At 66.7% G+C, this 6,695-nt stretch carries 1 protein-coding gene; it reads right to left on the bottom strand.

What is annotated here, in order from left to right; genetic code table 11:
• Positions 1 to 266: 266 nt before the first annotated feature.
• Positions 267 to 6,605, bottom strand: a complete 6,339-nt coding sequence (locus tag APH25_RS11485; RefSeq protein WP_060482015.1) for a non-ribosomal peptide synthetase — start codon at positions 6,603 to 6,605, stop codon at positions 267 to 269.
• Between the last annotated feature and the right edge of the window lie 90 nt (positions 6,606 to 6,695).

Raw genomic sequence — 6,695 nt, 5'->3', positions numbered from 1 at the left:
CGGTAAGCATCCTGCTTTGCCTGGAATGGGTAGTGGCCGACACGCTAATGGATCGTGACGGGGCGGTCTGACATGGGAAGCGGGGACAAGGGGGATATGCCTGATGCGGTGGGCGCTGAGAGGTGTGCGTCGTGGCGGGTGCGGCGCTTGTAAGATCGAGCGCCGCCCGCGCGGCGCATCGCGAGCTGCGCTCGCTCCTACATTTGTTTCGGGCCAGTAACGCCTGTGACAGGTGCGCGTGTACGCCTGGTTTGCCTAAGCAGATGTCACAGGCGCCTGCGCTTGCCCAGGCTGGGGATGGTGGTCGCCGGGATCACGGCCTGCTCCTGTTCCGGCCGGGTGCTGGCTGCCAGGCCCGACAAGGTAGGTTGGCTGAACAAGGTCCTGGCATCGACGTGCAAGCCGGCCTGGCGCATGCGTGCGACCAGGCCGACCGCCAGCAGTGAGTGCCCGCCCAACTCGAAGAAGTTGTCATCCCGGCCGACTTGCTCGATTTTCAGCACCTCGGCCCAGATCGCTGCAAGCGCTGCTTCCACCTCCCCCTGCGGCGCGTGGTAGGCGCGGCTGATCACCGCGTGCGCATCCGGTTCTGGCAATGCAGCGCGGTCCAGCTTGCCGTTGGCACTCAGTGGCAGGTGCGACAGAGCCACGAACGCCTGGGGCACCATGTACTCGGGCATGCACCCCAACAGGTGGCTGCGCAGTACGGCCAGGGCGGGTGCCGACGTACCGGGCCGGCAGGTGAAATACGCCACCAGGCGCTCGTCGCGCATCAGCACCACCGCCTGGTCCACTGCGGGGTGGGCCGCCAGGGACGTTTCGATTTCTCCCAGCTCCACGCGCAAACCACGCAACTTGACCTGGAAATCATTGCGCCCGATGAAGTCCAGCTGGCCATCGGCCCGGTAGCGCACCAGGTCACCCGTGCGGTATAGCCGGTCGCCTTCGACGAACGGGCTGGCGATGAAGCGCTCGGCCTGCAACTGCGCCAGCCCCAGGTAGCCGCGCGCCACGCCAACCCCGCCAATGTGCAGCTGCCCCACCGCCCCCACCGGCACCGGGCGATCATGTTCATCGAGCACGTACAAACGGGTATTGGCAATCGCCCTGCCGATCGGCGGCGCCTGCTCGGGTACGGGTTCGTGGGGGTGCAAGGTCCAGGCGGTGCTGTCCACCGTTGCCTCGGTGGGGCCGTACACGTTGTGTACCCGCACCTTGGGCAGGTGTAGGCGCACGCTGCGCAGCAAGGCCACCGTCAGGTCGCCGCCGCCACAGAAAATGTCAGTCAGGCTGGTGCAACGCTCCACGCCGGGCTGTTCCAGAAACTGGTGCAGCAGCGCGGGTACGAACTTGACAACCGTCACCTGCCTGGCCTGCACAAGCGCCACCAGGTAAGCCGGGTCACGATGGCCATCCGGCCTGGCCAGTACCAGGCGCAACCCGGCCGTGAGCGGCCAGAACAGTTCCCACACCGAGCCGTCGAAGGTGCACGGCGCCCTTTGCAGCAACGCGTCACCCGGCCGTGGTGGGCGAATGTGCGAGCCCCAGTGCATGAGGTTGCACAGGCCGCGGTGTTCGATCATCACGCCCTTGGGTGTGCCGGTCGAGCCTGAGGTGTACATCACATAGGCCAGGTGCCTGGGCCCCAGGCCCGCCACCTGCGGGTTGCCGACTGCGCTGGCTTGCCAGCCATCCGTGCCCAGGTCCAGCACGGGGCACGGCGCGTTGCTGAACAAGCCATGGGTAGCGCCCTGTACCAGCACAACCCGCGGTTCACTGTCCTGCAGCATGAAGCGCAGGCGCTCTTCAGGGTATTCCGGGTCCAGCGGCACGTAGGCACCGCCCGCCTTCATCACCCCGAGCAAGGCCACCATCAGGCAGATACCACGCTCTATACACACCGCCACCCGACGGTCCGGGCCCACACCCAATGCGATCAGATGATGGGCCAGCCGGTTGGCCTGTTCATTCAGGCATTGGTAGCTCAGGCTGCCTTGCTCGTCCTGTACGGCGATGGCTTCGGGGGTACGGCGTACCTGCGCCTCGAACAATGCAGGCAGGGTCTGGCCATACGGGCTACTGCGGTCCTCGCTGTCATTGAAACCGTGCAGCAGCAGTTGCAGTTCGCCCTCCGGAATCGGGCACAGCGTGTGCAGCCCGGCGGTGTCCTGGCATGCCAGGGCATGGTTGAGCTGGCCCAAGGCCTTGAACAGAAAGCCCAGTACCCGCTGTGCGCCCAGGGCAATGGGCGCCCGCACGGCCAGTTGCAACGCATCGCCAAGGTCATCCACGGTCAGTACCAAACCGTGGCTGTGCACTTCGCTGGCCTCCACCAGTTCCACCCCGGGAAGCACCTGGCCAAAGCCCACGCCGCCCTGGCGGTAGTTCACCAGGCTGTCGAACAGCGGCGTGCCCGCGGGCTGGCCACTGCATTGCTGGGCGAGGATCAACGGTGCATCTTCATGGGCAAGCAACGCCGCTAACCCCGCGTGGGTATCGCTCAGCGCCTGCTGGGGCGAGCGGTCGGCCAACTGGACGCACAGCGGCAGGCTGTTGATGAACATGCCCATGGCACGGTCGGCGCCGGGCCCGGCCATGCTGCGCCCCAGCAACACGGTGCCGAGCACCACCTGGTCGCGGCCGCCGAGGCTACCCAGCACCTGGGCCCAGGCCAGGTGCAGCAGGCTGGCGAGGCTGGCACCGTGCCTACGGGATTGCAGGCGCAGCCCAGCGATCAGTTCAGGCTGCAGGTCGAGGGTGCGGCTTTCCACGTCCTGTCCGTCCAGCGTTGCCCCGCCCCACCCTTGCAAAGGTGGCTGCGGCTGGCGCTCGGCTAGCTGCTTGCGGAAAAACGCCTCATGGGCGGCCTGGCGCTCCGGCCGGGTGCTGACGGCAACGTAGTCGCGGTAGGGCACCGGCGCTGGTAACTGTTGCGCCTGCCCGGCCATGCAGGCCCGCAGTTCGCCCAGCAGCACCTGGAGCGAAACCGCGTCGTTGACCAGGTGATGGAAGCGCAGCAGGCCTAGCCAACGGCCTTGCGCGGCATCCTCGGTATACACCAGGGCCAGCATGGGCGCTGCCAGCAACGACAACGGCTGTAGCTGTGGGTCAAAGTGGCTGCGCAACCGTTCAGCCGGTCCGTGCCAATGCTGCACCGGCAAGCGAGCGGATCGCCACACGACCTGCTGGGGTGCCTGCAGGCCTTCCCAGACAAGGCTGGTGCGCAGGATGTCGTGGCGGTCGATGACCTGCTGCAGCGCCTCGGCGAACGCCTGCAACTGCTCGGCCGTGGTGAAGGCAAACAGCGCCTGCTGCTGGTACGGGTCCCGCGCATCGGTCACATGGTGGTACAGCAGCCCCTGCTGCAAGGGCGCCAGGGGGTAGATTTCCTGCACATTGGCGGCGCCGCCCGGCACGGTGCCCACGATGTGGTCGATGGCGGCCTGGCTCAGGCAGGTGAGCGGCAACATCGGCGGGGTAATGCGCTGGCAGCCCGCGGGGACGGCGGGCGCCGGCGTGGCCACGGTGTCGATGGGGCGAGCGCTGGCCGCCAGCGCGGCCAGGGTGGATTGCGCAAACAGCACCTGCACATCGGCTTGCAGGCCGTGCTGACGCATGCGTTCGATCAATTGCACCGCAAGCAGCGAGTGGCCGCCCAGCTCGAAGAAGTGGTCACGCCGGCCCACACGTTCAACCTGCAACAGCTCGGCCCATAACTGTGCCAGGCAGCACTCAACCTCGCCCTGCGGCGGCTCATGTTCACGCCGTACGCTGGCCGCTTCGTCTGCTGCCGGCAAAGCGCGCCGGTCCAGCTTGCCGTTGGCTGTCAACGGCCAGCGAGCAATGCGCACGTAGGCCGCCGGTAGCAACGCGACGGGCAGGCGGTCACGCAGGTGATCATGCAATTCGCGGGGCGCGACCGCCTGGTCTGCCACGAACCAGGCCTGCAACTGCCCGTCACGCAGCATGACCACTGCTTCGCCCACTGCCGCGTGGCTGCACAGCGCCGCCTCGATTTCGGCCAACTCTACCCGTACCCCGCGGATCTTCACCTGGTCGTCGTTGCGCCCCAGGTACTGCAAAGCACCGTCGGGCTGCCAGCGCACCCAGTCGCCGGTGCGGTACATACGCGCCCCCGGCTGTGGGCTGAACGGGTCGTGCAGAAAGCGCTCGGCGGTCATCTGCGGCTGGTTGAGGTAGCCACGGGCAACGCCTTCGCCACCGATGTACAACTCACCAGCCGCGCCAACCGGCAGCTGGTTGCGCTGCGCATCCAGCACGTACAGCCGGGTGTTGGCCACCGGGCCGCCAATGTGCAACCGGCCGCCGGGTACTACCAGGCCCGACGTCGCCACCACCGTGGTTTCTGTGGGGCCGTAGTTGTTGATCACCTGGTAGCGGCGTTCGCGGCCAAGACGGCGCAAGCGGTCGCCCCCCACCAACAGGGTGCGCAAGGTCGGGTGCTGGTGGCCTTGGGCAAAGGCGTGCTCGGCCACGGGGGTTGGCAGAAAGCTCACGTCCAGTGGCTGGGCACGCCACCAGGCGAGCAATGCATCGATGTCTTCGGCGCCGTCGCGCACAGGCGCCAGGTGCAAGGTCGCCCCGCAGCACAGTGCCGGCCAGGTTTCCCAGGCCATGGCGTCGAAGCCAAAGCCGGCGACGCTGGACTGATGGCGACCTGGGCCGAGGTCGAAGCGGCTGCAATGCCAATCGACTAGGTTGGCCAGCATGCGTTGCTCCACCATCACGCCTTTGGGTTGCCCGGTCGAGCCGGAGGTATAAATGACGTAGGCCAAGTGCTCGGGTGACTGCGGCAGGAACCTGAAGCCAGCGGCGGGCTGGCCCTGCCAGGCAAACCGGTCCAACTCGATCTGCGGCCGGCCATGGGCAGGCAGGCGCTCACTGAAGCGCGACAGGGTCAGCACCACCTGCGGCGCGCTGTCGCTCAGCAGGTAGGCGATGCGCTCGGTGGGGTGAGTGGCATCAATGGGTACGTAGGCAGCCCCGCTTTTGAGCACCGCCAGCAGCCCTGCCAAGGTGTCCAGCCCGCGCTGGCCCACCACCGCCACCCGCTGCTCGGGGGTGACGCCCAGGCTTGCCAGGTGCTGGGCCAGCACGGTCGCCCGGTGGTCCAGTTCGCCATAGCTCAGTTGGTGTTCACCGAAGCGCGCAGCAATGGTGTGCGGGCGGGTGTTGGCCTGCCACTCGATGCGCCGCTGGATCAACGCCGCGTCGCCTGCGGCCAACGTGCGCCCCGTGTCGTTCCAGCGCCGCAGGCTGTGTTGATCGGCCTCGGTCAGCACCTCGAACGCAGCCACCGCCAGTTGCGGCTGGGCCAGGCCCTGCTCCAGCACATGCAGCAGACGCGCCGCCAGGGCCTGCACTTCGTCGTCCGCCAGCCATGCGCGGTCATGCACCAGGTGCAGGCGCGCGGCGCCGGTGTGGGTGTTGCAGCGCAGGTGAATACTCAGCGGTGCAGGTTCATGGCCGTTGCTGATCATCACGGTATGGCTGGCGGTATCACCGATGCACAGGGCGTTGGTGTCCTCCTCAAACGACACCAGCACTTCGAACAGCCGCGCTCGCCCACCAGGTTGAACGGCCAGTTCGCGCTGCAACGCGCTCAGGGCGTAGCGTTGATGGCGAAAATCCTGTTTCAGCGCCTCGGCAATGCCCTGGACCAACGGCGAAAACGCCAACGCGCGACCGAAGCCCATGCGCAATGCACTCACTTGCGTGAACAGCCCGAGCGTGGCCTTGAAGTGTGCATTGCTGCGGTTGCGCACAGGCAAGCCCACCACCCATTCATCGCGTTGCCAAGTGCGGCTCACACACACGTGCAGCGCGGCCAGCAATACGTGGTATGGCGAGGCGTTCAGCGGCGCGGCCAGCACGCGCATACGTGCCAGCAGGCTTGGGGCAAACGCCAGTTCCAGCGCGCCACTCGGCGAGGGGGCGTGCGCAGGTTGTTGGCGGGGTTGCAACAGCGGGTCGGGCAGGCTTGCGTACCGGGCCAGCCAGTAGGCACGGTCCTTGGCGTGGCGCGCAGAGGCCTGATAGCGGACATCGTCTTCGATGAAGGTTGTGTAGGACGGTGCGCTGCCCGGCAGGGGCTGGCCCAGTTCAAGCTGTCGGTACAGGTGGGCAAGCTGCTTGAACCATTGATCGACACCCCAGCCGTCCAGCACCAGGTGGTGAGCCTTGAGCGCCAACAGGTGTTGATGCTGATCGATGCGCACCAGCATCACCCCCCACAGAGGCGCTGTGCTCAGTTCGAAAGGCGTTTGCATCCAGCCCTGTAGCAGGGCGCGCGCTGCCTGCAGCGGGTCTTGGCTGGCCTGCACGTCATCCACTGCAAAGCGCACAGGCGTGGCGTCGGCAAAGCACTGTTGCGCGATGCCCTTTTCGTTGACCAGTGCAGCCCGTAGCCCATCGTGCAGCCGCGCCAGGTGCTCGATGGCCTGCTCTAGCCGCGCCAGGTCCACCGGGCCATCCACATGCAGGTAGGCGCCAATGTTGTACAACGGCGAAGGCCCGTGGCTGAGCTGGTCCAGCCAGATGTCCTGCTGGGCAACGGTCAGGTCGAAAGTGTCGGCGACGGGCATGATTCGGCAGGTCCTTCTGATTGATCATCCGCCAATTCAACCACTGGCCCTGCGCGCTGTATGGCCTGTTAAACCCGGACATCCTGCCAG

The organism is Pseudomonas sp. NBRC 111119, from assembly GCF_001320125.1.
Taxonomy (GTDB): Bacteria; Pseudomonadota; Gammaproteobacteria; order Pseudomonadales; family Pseudomonadaceae; genus Aquipseudomonas; species Aquipseudomonas parafulva.
The sequence above is the reverse complement of the archived record's forward strand: the minus strand, read 5'-3'. Positions and strand labels throughout refer to the sequence as shown.